The organism is Gordonia sp. McavH-238-E, from assembly GCF_022348225.1.
GTDB classification, from domain to species: domain Bacteria; phylum Actinomycetota; class Actinomycetes; order Mycobacteriales; family Mycobacteriaceae; genus Gordonia; species Gordonia terrae.
Genome location: NZ_JAKRFE010000003.1, coordinates 430,669 through 448,150, shown reverse-complemented (window position 1 = coordinate 448,150; position 17,482 = coordinate 430,669). Strand labels below are relative to the sequence as shown.

Below are 17,482 nucleotides of genomic sequence, written 5' to 3'. Positions count from 1 at the left end.
CATCCAGTGGTACAACCACAACCGCACCTCCGAACGCCTCGAGGGTCTAAGCCCGGTGCAATACCGGACTCAGACCCTCGTGGCGTAACCTCCCGAATTACCAGTCCAACTCCTGGGGACCAGTCCACCGAGTGCGGTGGGTTTGCGGAAAACGGGTGGGTCTGCCGGTCACTCGAATCCGCCGAGTCGAAGCGCCTTCGTGATCTGCTCGTAGAAGCGGGCCTTGTCGGCGAGGTCCGGCCAGGTCCACCGGACGACGATGTACCCCTGCGCGCGGAGCTTGTCCTCACGCGCCTTCTCTTTGACCACCGTCTGCCAGGCGGGCTCGTTGCCCACGCCGCCGCTGTACTTGATCATGCCGTCGAACTCGCCGATCACCCTGGTGGTCAGCAAGAAGTCGACGCGAGCGATGAACCTGCCGTGGTCGTCGACGATCTCCACCTGTTGTCGCGGTACCGGTAGGTCGGGGAACTCGAGCATGACTGCACGACTGAGGGACTCGCCGACGCTTTCCGACGACGCGTTCGCGTGCGCCATCGCTCGGCGAAGCATCTCGACCCCCTTGAATCCTCGGCACGAGTCGAGGATCTGTCTCATCCGGTCCGGATCGGCGTCGCGTCGAAGGGCGGCATCGAGCACCGCGAGGGCCTGCCGGTTGGTTCCCAGTCGGGCGACATCGCACGCCGTGCGCTCGATGGACGTCACCGTGACCCCGTCGATGACCTCGATGTCCTGGGGGTCGACGGCGGCCTGATGTCTGACGATGTTCCTGGCCCGTTTCCCGACTCTCGGCGACGTCACATGAACCTGCGACAGGTCGGGCCACAGCATCGGCAACCGGTGCATGGCAGCGGCGGAAGCGTGACTCACGACCCGACCGGGTCGTCCCGCCCTGGCCGCAGCGATGACGGTCAAGCGGTATTTCTCGATGGCGTGGAGTTCGCTCACCGCGGTGAAGTCGGCCATCGCACCCGGCCAGAGCCGCGTTAGAGCTTTGGTACTGACCATGCGCTGCAGCTGTTCATCGCTGATGTGGGTGCCGGCAGTCTCGCTGCGGAGGATCAGGCCGTACGGGTCGGTGGGTGGGTCCATACGTGTCAGACGCACGAACGCCCCGTCCGGACCCAACTTCCGACAAACCCACCCCTTTTCCGTGAACCCACCAGGTTTAAGCGCGGTGGGTTTCTGGAAAAGGGGTGGGTTTGCGGGGGTGCGGGACTACTGGGCGATGTACTTGTTGACGGTCCGGTTGAGGAAGTTCGGGATGAACTTGGCGGCGTTCTGGAGGACGAGGGTCTGCGTGCCGACGGAGTAGCTGGTGCGATGCAGCAGCTTGTCCTGGCGGGTCGGGTGCACCGACTCCCAGATCTTGTCGGCGACCTGCTCGGGGGTGATACGGATGCCCAGCGTCTTCGTCGACTTCGCGCCGCCGGTCGCGAGCGCGGTCTTGGCCCAGAGCGGCCAGATGCTGACGACGCGGATGTCGTCGTGCTCCCACTCGAGCTCGAGTGCCTCGGTGAGGCCGGCGACGAAGAACTTGGTGGCCGAGTAGACCGCGATGCCGGGCTGGCCGTAGATGGCCGACGCCGATCCGATGTTCACCAGATGCGCGCCCGGCGTCTTCTTCAGGTACGGGTACGCGGCCTGAGCGCCGAGCGCGACGCCGAGGGCGTCGATGTCGATCTGACGCTTGATCTGATCCGGCGAGATGTGGTCGATCTGGCCCTCGTGGAGGATGCCGGCGTTGTTGTCGAGGACGTCGAGTGTGCCGCCGGTGTGCGAGGTGAACTCGGCGAGGGCCTCGGCCCACTGCTCCGGTTCCCGGACGTCGATGGTGCCGGTGATGAAGTCGGGATGGTCTGCCTTCACCTTCGCCAGCGCGTCGACGTCGACGTCGTAGACGCCGACGGTCCATCCTTCGCGGCCGAAACGTTCCGCGGTGGCGAGACCGATTCCGGCGGCGCCGCCGGTGATGAAGATGGAAGGCATGCGAACTCCTAGTCGGTGAACAGAACAGTTGGACGTCGATGACCTGCGACGATTGTGCTCGGTGTCGAACTTACCGGTGAGTATATTCGTCGATTCGTTTACTCGGTCACACGGCGGTGCTATCTTGACAACACGCATTGTCATTACATCGATCATTGTCACGATCGACGACCGGGAAGCGAGTGCTCCATGACCGCCGCGATGGAACGATCCGAGAACGTCATCAGTCTGCGTGACCAGGGAACCGAAGAGGTCTCGGCACGGTTGCTGGCATCGGCCGCCCGGTTGTCACGCAACGCGATGACCGAGATCGACTGGTCCAAGCCGATGGACCCCACCAAGTACGGGTGTAGCCCGGAGTGGTCCTCGCTGTACGGAACCGCGTACTGGGACGAGTTGACCGAGGAGCAGCGCATCTCGGTGACGCGCCACGAGTTCGCGTCGATCATGAACATCGGGATCTGGTTCGAGATGATCCTGCAGGAGATGGTCATCCGCGATCAGTACCTCGGCGACTACCACGGGTCGGAGTTCCAGTTCGCGCTCACCGAGGTCGCCGACGAGTGCCGGCACTCGCTGATGTTCGCCAAGGCGTCGGAGAAGATGGTCGGCGCCTCTTACCACCCGTCGAAGAAGGTCTCGCGCCTCGGCAAGATCTTCATGCAGACCGCGAAGAACGAGGTCGCCTACGCCGGCATCCTGGTCGCCGAAGAGGTCTTGGACGTCTTCCAGCGCGGCTGCATGCGCGACGACAGGGTGCTCGACTTCATCCGCACCGTGAACGAGATCCACGTCCTCGAAGAGTCGCGCCACATGAAGTTCGCGCGCGAAGAGGTCCGTGACTCCCTGGAGGGCGTCAGCTGGGCGCGCCGCCAGTTCAGCGCATTCGCGGTCGCCGTCGGGGCCTACTTCATCGTGACGAGTCTGGTGCAGCCCAAGGCCTTTGCCGACGCCGGACTCGACGTCGACCGTGCTGTCCGGGAGATGCGCAGCAATTCGCACTTCCACTCGATGATCCGCAGCAGCTGCGCCCACCTCATGGAATTCCTCGACGAGGTGGGACTGCTCACCAAGCCGGCCATGCGGTACTACCGGAAAGCGCACATGCTCTGATGTTCGTCATCACCCAATCATGTTGTAGCGACGCGGCATGCGTCGCCGTGTGCCCGGTCAACTGCATCCATCCGACGCCGGAGGAGCGCGGCTTCGGCAGCTCCGACATCCTGCACATCGATCCCGAGGCGTGCATCGACTGCGGCGCCTGCGCCGACGCCTGCCCGGTCGACGCGATCTATCCCGCCGACAAGCTCGGCACCCGGGACAAGGTCTTCATCGACATCAACGCGGACTTCTACAAAAACAACCCGGATGTCCGGTCGGGCTGGGCGCCCATCGGCGAGGACTCGGAGTCGACGGTCACCTATCCGGACGTGCCGAAACTGCCTGCGGGACTCCGCGTCGCGCTGGTCGGCACCGGGCCCTCCGGCGGTTACGCGCTGCGCACGCTGCTCGATCGGACCGAGGCGCGGGTCACCGTGATCGACAAACTCCCGACGCCGGGCGGGCTCGTGCGCGCCGGGGTCGCCCCGGATCACCCGGGCACCAAGGGCGTGCTCCGCGGCTTCGACCTGCTCTACCGCGATCCCCGGGTCACGATGCTCACCAACGTGACCATCGGCGACGGTCGAGACCAGATCACGCCCGCCGAACTGGCCGAGCACTTCGACGCCGTGTTCTACGCGGTTGGCGCGAGTGAGTCACGGCGACTGGGCATTCCGGGCGAGGACCTTCCGGGCTCGACCTCGGCCACCGATCTGGTGGCCTGGTACAACGGGGTGCCCGGCGTCGACGCCGGGCCGCCGTTGCGTCGCGGAACCTCCGACGACCCGGCGATGGGCCGCGCGGTCGTCGTCGGTACCGGCAACGTCGCTCTCGACGTCGCGCGCATCCTGGTGTCGCCGCCGGAGCTGTTGGCCACCACCGACATCGCCGACCGTGCGCTGGACCTGCTGGCCGAGCAGAACGTGCACGAAGTGGTTCTGCTGGGTCGTCGCGATCAGGCCTCGGCGGCCTACACCGCGGCCGAATACCGTGCGCTGTCGGAGATCCCGGGCGTCGAGGTCGAGGTCATCGACGAGGTCGACGGTGCCGACCTCTCCAGGTTCCGTGAGCCGGCCGATCCGAATCGCCGCCGAATCGTGTTCCTGTTCCACAGCAGCCCCGAAGAGATCACCGGTGATTCGCAGGTCGAGTCCGTCACGGTCCGCACCGGCGAGGGACGTCACCACATCGCGACCGATCTCGTGGTGCGCTCGATCGGCTATCGTTCGACCCCGATTCCCGGGCTCACCTTCGACGATGCGCGTGGAGTCTTCAGCAACGTCGACGGCCGCCTCGTCGACGAGACGGGCGCGATCATCCCGGGCGGTTATGTGCTCGGCTGGGCCAAGCGCGGACCCAGCGGCGGGATCGGCGCCAACAAGATGTGTGCCACGCGAACCGTCGAGGACTTCCTCGCCGATGCCGCGGCGGGACGTCTCCGACGCACCGAACGCGAACCCGGTGCGTTCGGCGCCCTGGTCCGCAAGCGCGTCGCGACGGTGATCGGCTACCGCGGAATGCGTGCCATCGATCGACGTGAACGGCGTCGGGGCCTCGAGCAGGGGCGGCCGCGGGTGAAGTTCACCCAGGTCGCCGAGATGGTCGGCGCCGCCGGGTGGCGCCGGACCTGAGGTCCATCGTCGGCGCGGAATCCCTCCGCGCCGACGCTCGACCGTGGCACGATCGGGGTTCGGTGCATGTCGAGGGAGGCGCGATGACGACGACCGATACCGACCAGAAGTGGCGCGAGCGATCGTTGCTCGTGGTCTTCGTGGCTGCGCTGGTGACCCAGAACGCCATCGCGATTCCCTACGTACGAAGTAACGGTCCCGAGTCGGTGAAGGACTTCTTCGTCGGCGACATCCTGAGGACGACTCCGGGCCGGTTCGCGATGGTGGACCTCACCTTCGTCGTCATCGGCTTTCACCTGTGGGCCTTCGCCGAAGCCCGCCGGCTCCGCATACTGCCGTGGTGGGCCGCGTCGGTGGTGCTGACCTTCGGGGTGGGTATCGCCACCGCGATCCCGTTCTTCTTCCTCGCGCGGGAGCGTGCACTGGTTTCGCGGTAACGCCCGTCCCGTCGACGCTCTCCTCGTCGGTCCGGCTCGGTGAGAACCAGACAACGTCGCCGTAACACCGAGGCAAGTCGCATTTCATGCGCCTCGCGGATAGTGGCGACATGTCGAGCACTCCACGTTTTTTGCAGGGTGTCCATGCGTTCGCCGGCTCGGGTCTGTCCAAGCCGGGGCCGATCGACGCGTCACTGACCTTCGTCGTGCCGTCGGGAATGACGGCTCAGCCGTTGTACTTTCGCGGCGGTAACAGCTCCGACGAACTCATCTGCGTGACCCTCGTGCGCGACGGCACCCCGATGCGGATGTTCCCCATGGGGGCGAAGTCGTCGGTCAATGTGCCGTTGCGGGTCGTCGAGGACGTGGAACCCGACAGCACACTGGAACTCCTGCTCGCCGCGCCCGAGGGGGCGAGCGGCGAGGTCGTCGTCGACTTCGGGATGGTCGTCTTCTGATGGGCGGCGAGAACGCGACGCCTGACCGGGAGGCGGTCCGCAGGCTGGTGGTGGTCGGCAACGGCATGGCCGGCGCGCGCACCGTGGAGGAGATCATCTCCCGGGGAGGCCGGGATCAGTTCGACATCACCATGATCGGCGATGAGCCGTACGGCAACTACAACCGGATCATGCTCAGTCACGTGCTGGCCGGTGAGGCCGCGGTCGACGACGACGATCTGATGCTCAACCCGATGGCGTGGTACCGGGAGAACGACGTCACTCTCCACTCCGGTGATCGTGCCGAGTCGATCGACCGGTTCGCCAAGACGGTGACCTGCGCGAGCGGACGGATCATCGGATTCGACGTGCTGATCGTCGCCACCGGGTCACACACGTTCTTCCCGAACATGGACGGGCTGCGCGAGTCCGACGGACGGCTCGCGCGCGGGGTGTTCGGCTTCCGCACCATCGAGGACACCAACGGCATGATGCAGATGGCGGCGTCTCGTGACGACGTGCGCGCGGTGGTGATCGGCGGTGGACTGCTGGGACTCGAAGCCGCTTATGGCCTTCGGACGCAGGGGCTGGCCGTCGACGTCGTCCACTCGCCCGGGCATCTGATGAACCAGCAACTCGACGAGCGCGGCGGCAAGGTGCTGCGCAACCAGATCGAAGCGCTCGGGGTCGGTGTCCACACCGGCAAGCGGACCACCGCGGTACTGCGCAACGACGACGGGACCGTTGCCGGCGTCGGTTTCACCGACGGGGATTCGCTGCCCGCCGACATGATCGTCGTGACCGCCGGCATCCGCCCCAACGTCGAGATCGCCCGCGGCGCGGGCCTGGTCGTCGAACGCGGAATCGTCGTCGACGATCAGATGCGTTGCGAGGACGAGGCGTTCATCTACGCGGTCGGCGAATGCGCGCAGCACCGCAGCGAGGTGTACGGACTGGTCGCGCCGCTGTGGGAGCAGGCGGTGGTGCTCGCCGACGTGCTGACGGGCGCGAATCCGGCTGCGGAGTACCATGGTTCGCGCCTGACCACCAAGCTCAAGGTCGCCGGCGTCGACGTCGCGGCCATGGGTGTCAAGGGCCCCGAACGCGAAGACGATGAGTTCGTCCAGTTCTACGAACCGCGCAACGGCGTCTACAAGAGTGTCGTGGTCCGCGACAACAAGCTCATCGGAGCGATGCTGCTGGGGGACATCTCGAAGGTCAATTTCCTCACCCAGGCATTCGACGACAAGGTCCCGCTGCCGGACGAGCGCATCTCGATGCTGTTCGACCTGGGCACGCCCAGCGCCGAGACCGGGGCGGCCGAACTCGCCGACGACGTGCAGGTGTGCAACTGCAACGGGGTCACCAAAGGTGACATCGTGGCCTGCGTCGCGTCGGGGTGCACGAGCGTGGGGGATGTGTGTGCGAAGACCCGCGCCGGCAAGGGTTGTGGGTCCTGTAAGGGTCTCGTCGCCGACATCGTCGAACTGGCCGCGGGCGACGCGCTCACCGCCGACGCTTCGGCCGACTGGTACGTACCGGCGATCCCGTTGACGAAACCCGAACTCATCGCCGCCATCCGACGGCAGAACCTCCGGTCGGTCAGCGAGGTGTTCGACAAACTCGCACCCGATGGTGAGGACGCGACGGCCAAGATGCCGCTCGCATCGCTGTTGCGGATCATCTGGGGCTCGGACTGGAAGCGCGAACCCGGTGCACTGTTCGTCAACGACCGTGTGCACGCCAACATCCAGCGCGACGGCACGTTCTCGGTGGTTCCCCAGATGAAGGGCGGGGTGACCTCGCCCGATCAGTTGCGCAAGATCGCCGACGTCGCCGAGAAGTACTCGATACCGATGATCAAGGCGACCGGTGGACAACGACTGGACCTGCTCGGCGTGAAGAAGGAAGACCTGCCGAAGGTCTGGGAAGATCTCGGCATGCCGTCGGGGTACGCCTACGGCAAGAGTTTCCGAACCGTGAAAACCTGTGTCGGAACCGATTACTGCCGATTCGGACTCGGCGATTCGACGCAACTCGGCATCGACATCGAGACCCGGTACCAGGGGCTGGAGTCGCCGGCGAAGCTCAAGCTGGCGGTGACCGGCTGTCCGCGCAACTGCGCGGAAGCGCTGTGCAAGGACTTCGGTGTGGTCGCGATCGGTGACGGCAAGTGGGAGATCTACGTCGGTGGCGCTGCCGGCGCGCACATCCGCAAGGGCGACCTCCTTGCGACGGTGGAGTCTGCCGCCGAGGTGATCCGCCTGTGCGGCCTCTTCATCCAGTACTACCGCGAGCAGGGCAAGTGGCTGGAGCGCACATACGCATTCGTGCCGCGCATCGGCATCGACGAACTCCGCGCGATCATCGTCGACGACCGTGACGGACTGGTGGCGGGGTTGCAGGAGGGGATCGACGCCGCAGTCGAGGCCTACGTCGATCCCTGGCTCGATCGCGCCGAGCCGAAATCACCCGCGCAGTTCACGTCGGCGCTGCCGCTGCTTCCGCTGCCCCAGGTGCCGGTCCGATGACCAGCGTGTCGGTGGACGCCGGCGTCGTCGTCGGTCCCATCGCGGATCTGCAGATCGGCGAGGGTCGGGCATATGCGCTGCAGGACAGACAGGTCGCGGTGTTCCGGCTGACCGACGGGTCCCTGCGCGCCACCGACGCCGTCTGTCCTCACCGGGGCGGACCGCTCGCCGATGGCCAGTTCGATCTGGGCAGGGTCGTCTGCCCGTTGCACCAGTACGCCTTCGGCCTCGCCGACGGTCGATGTATCACGGACGGAATCGGTTCCGTCGGCGCGTACCGGGTCGAGGAGCGGGACGGGGACATCGTTCTGTGGTTGGATAGCGCTCCCTGACCCCACTGCTCCCTGAGGTGCGAGGAGCGATAGCGACGAGCCTCGAAGGGTCTGGCGACTCATCTCACCAAGACCCTAATGGGGGTGGATCGGTGTCCTGGAGGGGATGCTGGTCGTGTGAGCCTTCCTGGTCGGTGACCACTGCCAGGCCCTGAAACGGTGTCGGATTTCTACTCGAAGACCGTGGCCCGGCCGGGAGGGATCACCCGCTCGAACGCTTCTGGGATGTCGTGCCCCCGAAACATCTGGGTGAGCACTGATCCATTAGGCCGCGTCCAGGGTGACTCCCGCAAGGTTCACATCGAGATCGTCGAGACGACCGAAGACGAGGTGAACGACTGTCATGATCTTTGTGGGCAACGACTGGGCCTCAGATCATCACGACGTGTGCGTGATGGATGAGCACGGCACCACCCTGGCCACCCGCCGAATACCCGAAACCGCTGCCGGTGCCACCGCGATGCACGAACTACTCGCCCGGTATGTGCAGGATCCTGCCGAGGTGGTGGTGGGTATCGAAACCGATCACGGCATGTGGGTCACCGCCCTGGCCGCCGCGGGCTATCAGGTGTTCGCGATCAACCCGTTGTCAGTGTCGCGCTACCGCGACCGCCACCACGTCGGGGGCACCAAATCCGACAAGGCCGATGCGAAAACCCTTGCTGATCTGGTGCGCACCGACCGACACAACCATCGCCTCGTCGCCGCCGACACCGTCGCCGCCGACGCGATCACGGTGATGGCCCGCACCCACCAGAACCTGGTGTGGGCGCGTTCAGCGCAACAGAATGTGTTGCGCTCCCAACTCGGCGCCTACTACCCGGCCGCGGTCGATGCCTTCGGCGACGACCTCGCCCACAAAGACTGCCTGGCGGTGTTGCGGCGCGCACCAACGCCCCGACAGGGCGCGGCACTGTCGGTCGCAGCGATCCGATCGGCTCTGAAAAAGGGCGGCCGCCAACGCAATATCGACACCCGTGCCCGCGACATCCAGCACGCCCTACGCGGTAGCGGCCACCTGGGTGCACCCGAGGCGCTCACCGCAGCCTATGCCGCGACCGTGACAGCGACCGTGGAAATGCTGGCCGCGCTCAACACCCAAATCGGTCAACTCGAAACCAGTCTGTCCCAGTCTTTTAGAGCGCATCGCCGACGCCGCGATCTACCTGTCCATGCCCGGAGTCGGTGACATCACCGGCGCCCGGATGCTCGGCGAGTTCGGGGACGACCCCGAACGCTATGCCACTGCCAAGTCTCGCAGAAACTACGCCGGCACCTCACCACGCACCATCGCCTCGGGCAAAGGACACGTCGTGTTGGCCCGCCATATCCGCAACACCCGACTCAACGACGCCGCCCTACGGATGGCGCAAAGTGCCCTGACCGGTAGTCCTGGCGCCCGCTCCTACTACGACAGCCTCCGCGACCAGAAGAAGTCCCACAGCCAGGCACTGCGTGCAGTCGCCAACCGGCTCATCGGCATCCTCCACGGCTGCCTCACCCACCGCACCCTCTACAACGAACACACCGCCTGGAACCACCGCACCACCCTCGCCGCTTGACACCATGCACCCCTGGGATGTCTTCGAGGCTCGTCGCTTGCGCTCCTCGCACCTCAGGGAGCAGAGGGGGGGCCGCTTCTTTCGGATCAGGGAGCAGTGGGGCGTTTCTGTCGACTGCGGGTCACTCGGGGGCGGCGGCGGCGTCGGAGTGGCCGAGATTCCAGTCCGGGAGCGCGGTGTCGCGGACCCGTCGCTTGAGTTCGGGAGCGCCGGGGAAGCCGCCGTCGCGCTTGCGTTCCCAGATCTGGGTGCCGTCGACCTCGATGACGAACACGCCGCCGGTGCCGGGGACGAGTGTCACCGAGCCGATCTCGGTGCCGAAGGTGTTCAGCAGTTCCGAGGCCATCCACGACGCCCGCAACAGCCAATTGCACTGTGTGCAGTAGGTGATGGTGATGTGGGGTGCAGTCATCGGTCCAGAATGTCAGAGCCTGCCGCCGCAGGCGCCCCGGTGACCCTCTAGGGTCGAGTCCATGCGTCCTGAACTGCAGACCTACCGTCATCTGGCGTCGGGGAAGGTCCGCGAGATCTACGAGATCGACGCCGACACCCTGCTGCTGGTGGCGTCCGACCGGATCTCGGCCTACGACCACATCCTCAGTCCCGCGATCCCAGATAAGGGGCGCATCCTGACGGCGATGAGCTTCTACTGGTTCGACGAGCTCGGGGTACCCAACCACCTGGCCGGCGGTCCCACCGACGACCGCATCCCGGCACCGGTCGTGGGTCGTTCGATGGTGGTCCGCCGTCTGCCCATGGTGCAGGTCGAATGTGTGGCCCGCGGCTATCTGACCGGGTCGGGCCTGCTCGACTATCAGTCGACCGGATCTGTGTGCGGCGTCGAACTGCCCGCGGGTCTGTCGGAGGCGAGCAAGCTTCCCGAGCCGATCTTCACCCCGGCGACCAAGGCCGAGCAGGGCGAACACGACGAGAACATCAGTTTCGAGCGGGTCGTCGAACAGGAGGGGGAGGAGCTGGCGCAGGCACTGCGGTCGGCAACCCTCGACATCTACGCGCGGGGCGCGGCGGTCGCCGCCGAGCGCGGGATCATCCTCGCCGACACCAAGTTCGAGTTCGGCCGCGGGACCGACGGCGAGCTCGTGCTCGCCGACGAGGTGCTCACCCCCGACTCGTCCCGGTACTGGGAGGCCGCCACCTATGAGGCGGGCAGGGTGCAGCCGAGCTTCGACAAGCAGATCGTGCGGAACTGGCTGACGAGCGCGGAATCCGGATGGGACCGGGCGTCCGACATCGCGCCGCCGACGCTGCCCGACGACGTCGTGGAGCGTACGAGACAACGGTATATCGATGCCTACGAATGGATTTCGCAGAAGTCCTTCGCCGACTGGCCCGACGCAGAGGTGATCTGATGACCGACGAGAAGCAGGACGCGACCGCTCCGGTGGTGACCCCGCCGGTCGCCAAGAAGGTGCCCGCCGAGCGCACCCACCATGGTGACACCTTCGTCGACGACTACGAATGGTTGCGCGACAAGGACGATCCCGAGGTGATCGCCTACCTCGAGGCACAGAACGCCTTCACCGAATCGCAGACCGCCCAGCTGGCGGACCTGCGCACCCAGATCTTCGGCGAGATCAAGAGTCGTACCAAGGAAACCGACATGTCGGTGCCCAACCGGCGCGGCCGATACTGGTACTACGGGCGAACCCATGAGGGCAAACAGTATTCGACGTCCTGCCGGTGTCCGATCCGGTCCGACGACGACTGGACCCCGCCGGAGGTCGGCGACGACCCGCTGCCCGGCGAGGAGATCCTGCTCGACGCCAACGTCGAGGCGGAGGGCCATGACTTCTTCAGCCTCGGCGCGCTGACCGTCAGCGACGACGGGAACTGGCTCGCCTACAGCATCGACGTCGTCGGAGACGAGCGATACACGCTGCGGGTGAAAGACCTTCGGAGTGGCGAGTTGCTTCCCGACGAGGTGCGCGACACCTCGGGCGGGGCGGTCTGGTCGGCGGACGCCCGGCACGTCTTCTATTCGACGGTCGACGCCGCGTGGCGTCCGGACACGGTGTGGCGCCACGACATCGGCGCCGGGACATCGGACGTCAAGGTCTTCCACGAGCCGGACGAACGGTTCTGGGTCGGGATGGGCACCACGCGGAGTGACAAGTTCCTGGTCATCGGCGTCGGTTCGAAGATCACGTCGGAGAGCTACCTGCTCGCCGCCGACGATCCCACCGGCGAATTCCGCAGCGTCGCACCACGAGTGGAAGGCGTCGAGTACAGCGTCGAGCATGCCGTCATCGACGGTGCCGACTACCTGGTCATCGTCCACAACGGAGTCGGGGCCGGGGAGGACCGCGACGGCGCGAAGGCGGAGAACTTCGCCATCGATCTCGCGCCGGTTGCCGACCCGTCGGACCGGCGACCGCTCATCGCGCACGATCCGCAGCGCCGGATCGAGGACCTCGACGCCTTCGCGGACTACCTGGTCCTGTCCTACCGCCGGGATGCGCTGCCGCGGTTGGCGATCGCCGACCTCAGACAGATCGACGGCATCCCGGCCGAGTCGGACTTCCGGGAGGTCACCTTCGATCAGGAGCTGAGTTCGGCGGGCCTCGGGGCCAACCCGGAATGGCGTGCCCCCAAGCTGCGCATCGGGTACGGCAGTTTCATCGAGCCGGCCGAACTGTTCGAACTCGACGTCGCCTCCGGTGAGCGGACCCTGCTCAAGCGGCAGCCGGTGCTGGGCGGTTACGACCCGGCCGATTACGTCCAGTCCCGGGAGTGGGCCGTCGCCGACGACGGCACCCGGATCCCGCTGTCGGTGGTGCGCCGCAAGGAGACCGACGCCGCCACACCCGCGCCGTTGCTGCTGTACGGCTACGGCTCCTACGAGGCGAGCATCGACCCGTACTTCTCGGTGGCGCGACTGTCGATGCTCGACCGCGGCATGGTGTTCGTCCTGGCCCACATCCGTGGCGGTGGCGAGATGGGTCGCCACTGGTACGAGAACGGCAAGGAGCTCAGCAAGCGCAACACCTTCACCGACTTCGTCGCGGCGGCCCGCCATCTCGTCGACGCCGGGTGGACGACGCCGCAGCAGATGGTCGCCGAGGGCGGGTCCGCGGGTGGGTTGCTGATGGGCGCGGTGGCCAACCTGGCGCCCGAGCTGTTCAACGGGATCCTGGCGTCGGTGCCGTTCGTCGACGCACTCAACTCGATCCTCGATCCGTCGCTGCCCCTCACGGTGATCGAGTGGGACGAATGGGGTGACCCGTTGCACGACCCCGAGGTCTACCGGTACATGAAGACCTACACCCCCTACGAGAACGTCGACGCCAAGCCGTACCCGCCCATCCTCGCGCAGACGTCGCTGAACGACACCCGGGTGCTGTTCACCGAGGCGGCGAAATGGGTTGCGCGGCTCCAGGAGAAGACGACCTCCGACAATCCGGTCCTGCTCAAGACCGAGATGTCGGCCGGTCACGGCGGCGTCAGCGGACGCTACAAGCAGTGGGAAGAGGTCGCGTTCGAGCTGGCGTGGATCCTCCAGCAGTCGGGTGCGCTCGACACCTCCGCTGGTTGAGCTTGTCGAAACCACACAAAGCCCCGTTCGACTTCACGTCGGACGGGGCTTTGTGATGTCAACCAGAGATCAGTGCATCATGATCGGCCCGCGGTCCAAGTCCTCTTCGGTCAGCTGGGAGGCGATCTTCTTGCGGGGCAGGAAGAACGCGGGGATCAGCGTGAGCACGATCAGGACAACCGAGATGGTGAACGTGTTGGAGAACACGTCTGCGGCTGTCTCGAAGAACGACTGCGGCAGCGGGTCCGGCACTCCCGGCGGCAACGGTGCGTCGGAGGTGTTGGCCATGATCGCCAGTCCCGCCTCGGGGCGGCTCGCGAGGCTGCTGGCCAGGATCACCGAGATCACCGCGGTACCGATCGAGGTCGCCGACTGCTGGATCACGTTGAGCAGCGTCGAGCCGTCGGGAACCTGGGAGTTCTTCAGGGTGGCCAGCGCCGAGGACATGATCGGCATCATCGTCATGCCCATGCCGAGACCCTGCACGAACAGCGACCCGCAGATCAGCCAATAGGACGTGTCCGCGCCGAGGAACATGAACGTACTCAGGCCCAGCACGATCAGGACGATGCCGGCGAGTACGAACTTGCCCGGCCCCATCTTGTCGGTGAGGCGGCCGGCGATCGGCATGGTGAGCATGGCGCCGATTCCCTGCGGTGCCAGCAGCAGGCCGGCGGCCAGCGTGGACTCGCCGCGCACGCCGATGAAGTACTGCGGGAACAGCAGCGCCGCACCGAAGAACGCGATCATGAACAGCACCATGGTGACGACCGAGATGCTGAGTGTGCGGTTGGCGAACAACCGCAGGTCGAGCAGCGGGTTCTTCTTGCGCAGGGCGTGGAAGATGAAGGCGCCGATGAGGATCGCGCCGACGATGGTCGGCACGAGGACCGAGGCCGTCACGAAGGTCCGGTGCTCGGCGCTCGAGGAGATGCCGAACAGGAAGAGTGCGAGGCCCGGCGACAGCAGGAGCAGGCCGACGACGTCGATCGAGGAGCGCTTGGTCTCGGCGTCGTCGCGCAGGACGATCCAGGAGAAGATCAGGGCGCCGATGCCGATCGGGACGTTGATCAGGAAGATCCAGTGCCAGCTGAGCTGCTCGATGAGGACGCCGCCCAGGATCGGGCCCGAGATCGGGCCGAGGAGCATCGGGATACCGAGGACGGCCATGACCGAGCCGACCCGTTCGGGTCCGGCGGCCTTGGTCAGCATCATCATGCCGATGGGCATCAGCATGCCGCCGCCGAGGCCCTGGATCACGCGGAACGCGACGAGCATCCCGATGTTCGGTGCCAGCGCGCACAGCACCGATCCCAGGGTGAACAGGACCAGGGAGACGAGGTAGACCTTCTTGGTGCCGAAACGCGAAGCGGCCCAGCTCGACAGCGGGATCACCGCGGCCAGCGCCAGGGTGTAGCCGGTCGCCGTCCAGGCGGCGCCCGCGGCATCGGTGCCGAATTCCTGCTGGAAGGTGTTCTGCGCGACGGCCACCACGGTGACGTCGAGGATCGACATGATCGCACCGAGCACGACCACGCCGGCGACCATGAGGACGTGTCGGTCCAGCTTGGTGTCCGGTGGGCCCTCGTGCAGGTGGCCACCTATGGATGAAGTCATTCGGGTGTTCCTATCGGTCGGACGAGAGATGAGCGTGCCGCGGTCACCCGCGGGGTGATCGTCTGTCGGGCTCGATCGACCCGTGCGGGGGTCGAGTGAGGCGGTCAGGGGATCAGTGGGTCGATGTCGAGGCGAGGGGTCATGAGGCCTGCCGTCCATCGGAGGGCAGACAGAAATGGTCGACGGCGTCGTCGACGATCGGACGCAGGGCCGTGCAGAGGTTGTCCCGCATGTCTGTCGGCAGGTTGGCGACGAAGTGCCGGATGGTCCCGCGCTTCACGGCCAGGTGGGTCTCGAGGTAGCGCCGCCCCGCGTCGGTGAGGGAGATGCGCTTGACCCGTCGGTCGGATGGGTCCTCGCGACGGTCGACCAGATCGCAGCCGACCAGTTTGTCCACTGTGCGGCCCGCGGCTGCGAGGGACAGCTGTACCTGATCGGCGATGGCGTTCACCGACAACGGGCCGGGCTGGCAGGCGAGTGCGGAGAGGATGCGCAACTGAGAGAACGTGATGTCGGTGGCTGCCAGGCTCTCCAGTGTCTCCGGCCGGCCCAGGTCGATGAGCCGCTCGAGAAAGGCGTTGAGCGCCGTCGATGCAGCGTTCACCGACTCGTCGGCACCGCTGTACGACCTGCAATCTCCGGACACCCGAAGATGCTAACCCGAATGCAACTATTGCAGAAACGCAATTAAGCGTGACCTTGCGCATACGTCACGACGTCCTGTGACCCACGTCTCCGGATGAACCGGCGGGCGCCGTCTAATCTGGCGTCTATGGCCAACATCAAGGACATCCCGGTTTCCGCCCTCGACGGCTCCGACGTCTCGCTGAACGACTTCGGCGGACCGCTTCTCGTTGTGAACGTCGCCAGCAAGTGCGGACTCACCCCGCAGTACGCCGGCCTCGAAGAGCTCGCGAAGACGTACGGCGACAAGGGCCTCACCGTCGTCGGAGTGCCCTGCAACCAGTTCATGGGACAGGAGCCCGGCACCGCCGAGGAGATCGCCACCTTCTGCTCGGCGACCTACGGTGTGACGTTCCCGCTGCTGGAGAAGACCGACGTGAACGGCGACGACCGCCACCCGCTGTACGCCGAACTCACCCGGCACGCCGACGCCGACGGCGAGGCGGGTGACATCCAATGGAATTTCGAGAAGTTTCTCGTCAACGCCGACGGGGAGGTCGTCAACCGCTTCCGTCCGCGCACCGAGCCCACCGACCCGACGGTCATCGCCGCCATCGAATCCGTGCTCTGAGGCGATTTGGCGCACCCGGTAAGCTGACCGGCGTGAACTGATCGGAAATCACCGATCAGGCGACAACCGACCAGCAGACATTTGAGGAGCGGTCCATGGCGCGAGTGGTGGTCGACGTGATGCCCAAAGCCGAGATTCTCGACCCCCAGGGCCAGGCCATCGTCGGCGCCCTGGGCCGGCTCGGGTTCAGCGGTATCGGCGACGTCCGTCAGGGCAAGCGATTCGAACTCGAGGTCGACGACTCGGTGGATGACACGACACTCGAGCGCATCGCCGAAGAACTCCTGACCAACACGGTCATCGAGAACTTCAACGTCTCGCGCGTCGCGGAGTAGAGGACAGCCATGACAGCTCGTATCGGGGTCATCACCTTCCCCGGAACCCTCGACGACGTCGACGCGGCCCGCGCGGTCCGGCTCGCCGGTGCCGAGCCGGTGTCGTTGTGGCACGGCGACGCCGACCTCAAGGGAGTCGACGCGATCATCGTGCCCGGCGGCTTCTCCTACGGCGACTACCTGCGTGCGGGTGCCATCGCGCGGTTCGCGCCGGTCATGGGTTCGGTCGTCGAGGCAGCGGGCAAGGGGATGCCGATTCTCGGTATCTGCAACGGTTTCCAGGTGCTCTGTGAGGCCGGGCTGCTGCCGGGTGCCCTCACCCGCAACGAGGGGCTGCACTTCATCTGTCGCGACGAGTGGCTGCGCGTCGAGTCGAACACCACCGCGTGGACGACCCGCTTCGAGCAGGGCGCGGAGATCCTGATCCCGCTCAAGTCGGGCGAGGGTCGTTACGTGGCCTCGCAGCGCAAGCTCGAGGAGCTCGAAGGGGAGGGCCTGGTCGTGTTCCGGTTCCCGGAGCGCAACCCCAACGGCTCGGCCCTCGAGATCGCCGGGATCTCCAGCCCCAACGGACGGATCGTCGGCCTGATGCCGCACCCCGAGCACGCCACCGAGCCGCTCACCGGTCCGAGCGACGACGGTCTCGGACTCTTCTACTCGGTGATCGACTCGGTTCTCGCCTCGGTGTGAGCGCAGCTTCGC

At 66.1% G+C, this 17,482-nt stretch carries 17 protein-coding genes and 1 pseudogene; 13 read left to right on the top strand and 5 right to left on the bottom strand.

Translation table 11 applies throughout. The annotated features are described in order from the left end of the window. The first annotated feature begins 1 nt into the window (after position 1). Positions 2–88, top strand: a complete 87-nt coding sequence (locus tag MHN80_RS25880) for an IS3 family transposase (protein WP_374206312.1) — start codon at positions 2–4, stop codon at positions 86–88. Between the two features lie 80 nt (positions 89–168). Here MHN80_RS25880 and MHN80_RS06340 read toward each other — a convergent pair whose 3' ends face one another. Both MHN80_RS06340 and MHN80_RS06335 read right to left on the bottom strand, forming a co-directional pair. After that, positions 169–1,092: a hypothetical protein gene (locus tag MHN80_RS06340; RefSeq protein ID WP_239400324.1), complete on the bottom strand. Its 924-nt coding sequence runs from the start codon at positions 1,090–1,092 to the stop codon at positions 169–171. A 126-nt stretch (positions 1,093–1,218) separates the two neighbouring features. Beyond that, the gene (locus MHN80_RS06335) at positions 1,219–1,989 is read right to left on the bottom strand and encodes an SDR family oxidoreductase (protein WP_239400322.1); all 771 of its coding nucleotides are present in this window, start codon (positions 1,987–1,989) and stop codon (positions 1,219–1,221) included. A 189-nt stretch (positions 1,990–2,178) separates the two neighbouring features. On the opposite strand from MHN80_RS06335, the gene MHN80_RS06330 reads away from it, so the two are divergent. The 7 genes and pseudogenes from MHN80_RS06330 (at position 2,179) to MHN80_RS06300 (ending at position 10,020) form a co-directional block, all read left to right on the top strand. Next, on the top strand, positions 2,179–3,102 hold the full coding sequence (locus MHN80_RS06330; RefSeq protein ID WP_004020056.1) for a diiron oxygenase: 924 nt from the start codon (positions 2,179–2,181) through the stop codon (positions 3,100–3,102). Then, positions 3,102–4,721 (top strand): FAD-dependent oxidoreductase, encoded by a 1,620-nt coding sequence (locus tag MHN80_RS06325; protein WP_101820373.1) that lies wholly within the window; start codon positions 3,102–3,104, stop codon positions 4,719–4,721. Before MHN80_RS06330 ends, MHN80_RS06325 begins: the two co-directional genes overlap by 1 nt. 83 nt (positions 4,722–4,804) lie before the next feature. Then, a complete protein-coding gene (locus tag MHN80_RS06320; protein ID WP_239400320.1) occupies positions 4,805–5,158 on the top strand; it encodes a DUF2834 domain-containing protein in 354 nt (117 codons plus the stop codon). A 110-nt stretch (positions 5,159–5,268) separates the two neighbouring features. Then, complete coding sequence (locus MHN80_RS06315) at positions 5,269–5,616, top strand: hypothetical protein (RefSeq protein ID WP_033203836.1); 348 nt, start codon at positions 5,269–5,271, stop codon at positions 5,614–5,616. After that, entirely contained in the window at positions 5,616–8,126 is a 2,511-nt protein-coding gene (nirB, locus tag MHN80_RS06310) for a nitrite reductase large subunit NirB (RefSeq protein WP_239400318.1), read from the top strand. Before MHN80_RS06315 ends, nirB begins: the two co-directional genes overlap by 1 nt. Further along, positions 8,123–8,458, top strand: a complete 336-nt coding sequence (locus MHN80_RS06305) for a Rieske (2Fe-2S) protein (RefSeq protein WP_239400316.1) — start codon at positions 8,123–8,125, stop codon at positions 8,456–8,458. The genes nirB and MHN80_RS06305 overlap by 4 nt, the downstream gene beginning before the upstream one ends. A gap of 343 nt (positions 8,459–8,801) precedes the next feature. Further along, positions 8,802–10,020, top strand: a pseudogene (locus MHN80_RS06300) (IS110 family transposase). Positions 10,021–10,141: 121 nt separating this feature from the next. On the opposite strand, the gene MHN80_RS06295 reads toward MHN80_RS06300, so the two are convergent. After that, a complete protein-coding gene (locus tag MHN80_RS06295) occupies positions 10,142–10,432 on the bottom strand; it encodes a SelT/SelW/SelH family protein (RefSeq protein WP_239400314.1) in 291 nt (96 codons plus the stop codon). 61 nt (positions 10,433–10,493) lie between these two features. Here MHN80_RS06295 and MHN80_RS06290 point away from each other — a divergent pair, with 61 nt between their 5' ends. Together MHN80_RS06290 and MHN80_RS06285 are read left to right on the top strand one after the other, a co-directional pair. Continuing rightward, positions 10,494–11,390: a phosphoribosylaminoimidazolesuccinocarboxamide synthase gene (locus MHN80_RS06290; protein WP_239400312.1), complete on the top strand. Its 897-nt coding sequence runs from the start codon at positions 10,494–10,496 to the stop codon at positions 11,388–11,390. Beyond that, positions 11,390–13,573, top strand: a complete 2,184-nt coding sequence (locus MHN80_RS06285) for a S9 family peptidase (protein WP_064569216.1) — start codon at positions 11,390–11,392, stop codon at positions 13,571–13,573. The genes MHN80_RS06290 and MHN80_RS06285 overlap by 1 nt, the downstream gene beginning before the upstream one ends. Before the next feature lie 69 nt (positions 13,574–13,642). Here the strand turns inward: MHN80_RS06285 and MHN80_RS06280 are convergent, their stop codons facing one another. Together MHN80_RS06280 and MHN80_RS06275 are read right to left on the bottom strand one after the other, a co-directional pair. Then, positions 13,643–15,190 carry a DHA2 family efflux MFS transporter permease subunit gene (locus MHN80_RS06280; protein ID WP_239400310.1) on the bottom strand — a complete coding sequence of 516 codons (1,548 nt, stop codon included), beginning with the start codon at positions 15,188–15,190 and terminating at the stop codon, positions 13,643–13,645. Positions 15,191–15,329: 139 nt separating this feature from the next. Continuing rightward, positions 15,330–15,836, bottom strand: coding sequence for a MarR family winged helix-turn-helix transcriptional regulator (locus MHN80_RS06275; protein WP_239400308.1), 507 nt, complete (start codon positions 15,834–15,836; stop codon positions 15,330–15,332). Positions 15,837–15,962: 126 nt separating this feature from the next. On the opposite strand from MHN80_RS06275, the gene MHN80_RS06270 reads away from it, so the two are divergent. From MHN80_RS06270 to purQ, 3 genes are all read left to right on the top strand, one after another. Next, the gene (locus MHN80_RS06270; RefSeq protein WP_004020747.1) at positions 15,963–16,445 is read left to right on the top strand and encodes a glutathione peroxidase; all 483 of its coding nucleotides are present in this window, start codon (positions 15,963–15,965) and stop codon (positions 16,443–16,445) included. A 95-nt stretch (positions 16,446–16,540) separates the two neighbouring features. After that, a complete protein-coding gene (gene purS / locus MHN80_RS06265; protein WP_004020746.1) occupies positions 16,541–16,780 on the top strand; it encodes a phosphoribosylformylglycinamidine synthase subunit PurS in 240 nt (79 codons plus the stop codon). Between the two features lie 9 nt (positions 16,781–16,789). Next, complete coding sequence (purQ, locus tag MHN80_RS06260) at positions 16,790–17,470, top strand: phosphoribosylformylglycinamidine synthase subunit PurQ (RefSeq protein ID WP_004020745.1); 681 nt, start codon at positions 16,790–16,792, stop codon at positions 17,468–17,470. Positions 17,471–17,482 lie beyond the last annotated feature (12 nt).